The organism is Paraburkholderia sp. 31.1 (assembly GCF_014397645.1).
Classification (GTDB): domain Bacteria; phylum Pseudomonadota; class Gammaproteobacteria; order Burkholderiales; family Burkholderiaceae; genus Paraburkholderia; species Paraburkholderia tuberum.
The window spans coordinates 1-1,453 of the sequence record NZ_VZQN01000151.1 but is presented as its reverse complement, the minus strand read 5'-3'; the positions used below and the strand labels follow the sequence as shown (position 1 = coordinate 1,453).

The 1,453-nt window shown below is 51.2% G+C and carries 1 protein-coding gene and 1 pseudogene; both read left to right on the top strand.

Features of this window, described 5'->3' with window-relative positions:
• Window positions 1-129: 129 nt before the first annotated feature.
• A pseudogene (locus F6X37_RS35710) lies at window positions 130-483 on the top strand (transposase); the annotation flags it as partial.
• A 665-nt stretch (window positions 484-1,148) separates the two neighbouring features.
• Window positions 1,149-1,453: response regulator (locus F6X37_RS35705; RefSeq protein WP_187614663.1), on the top strand; the 305-nt coding region annotated here is incomplete at its 3' end.

Below are 1,453 nucleotides of genomic sequence, written 5' to 3'. Positions count from 1 at the left end.
CCGGCGGCAGCAACCGCGCCACCGCTCTGTCCTTGAATGTCTTTCCGTAACGCGCCAACTTGTTCTCTCTTTATCGCCCCCAGATTCCAATTTTATCCAGGCGACAACCATTGTGACGCGGGGGGGCTACCCGAAAGCCTGCTGAGTCGCGCGATCTCGTACACACGCAATCAGTGGGAATACCTGAGCCGCTATGTGAGCGACGGACGAGCTCCGGTTGACAATAACGTTATCGAACGCGACATCCGTCCATTCTGCACAGGCAGAAACTCCTGGATGTTCAGTGACACAGTCGCTGGCGCGAAAGCCAGTGCAATGGTCTACAGTCTGATGCTCACGTGCCGCGCCTGCAACGTCGAGCCGTATGCCTATCTCCTGCATGTACTCACCGAACTGCCGCAACGCTCCCCGGATGCCGATGTCACCGATCTGCTGCCATTCAACTTCGCGAAGCTCCTGCCTGCAGCACGTCACCCCGTCTGATTCATAACTATTGCATTCGTGCGGATTCGCCGATCGCTGCGGTGTGCTGAATTGCGCGCTTACGATGAAAACAGGATGAGGATTGGTCTGAGAAGAACGTCTCACATCAAGTTCAATGAGCGAGAGAAAGAGCTGGCATTTTTTCCGCCTGCAATATTTTTCAGAATCACAGTGCGGGCGTTTGACCAACTTGTACGGTAACCACGATGGTTTAGAAGACCTGGAATCTTCGAGCGATGTGGAATTGAGGAATTGTCAAATTGCCAGAATGACGTGAATGATAAAGTGAGTGACGTTAGTTATACTAATCTAGTAGAAAAAGCGATCCAGAATCGGATTTCCGGTTGCAGCTTCTTGCGCCTCGAAGACACCCTTGGGTCTTCACCGACCAGCGTCGCACCGTTTCGTATGTGAATTCCATACCGTCCCAGCAATATCCGACTGACGCTCTCGCCGCCCGAAGCTCGTTGAAAACGAACCACTCCGTCGTCGGATCATACGGACGACAATGCGCTATCTCCAGATATATCCCGTTTGTTTTTCGGATCAGTCAGGCAGTTTGGTGGATTGAATGAGGCTAGTAAGATACCCGCCCTCGATGGCCGCCGTTACATTAAGCATTCCAAAATTCGATTCATAAATGCAGTTGACCGATCGAGCGAGCAATGAAAATCAAGCTGATACTTGCAGACGACCACCCGGCATTAATCACTGGCGTCAAATACGAACTATCCAGAGTCCATACTCTCAGCGTCCTTGGGACGGCGCAGGATTCGACGGAAATCGTCAATTTTCTGTCAAATGTCGAATGTGACATTCTCATCACAGACTACTCCATGCCTGGGGGAGAATACGGTGACGGGATGGCCATGCTTTCGTTCTTAAAGCGCCGATATCCCGACCTTAAGATAATCGTCTTCACCACGATCGACAATTTCGCCATTGCTTCCAAGATGGGGAAAATTGGTAT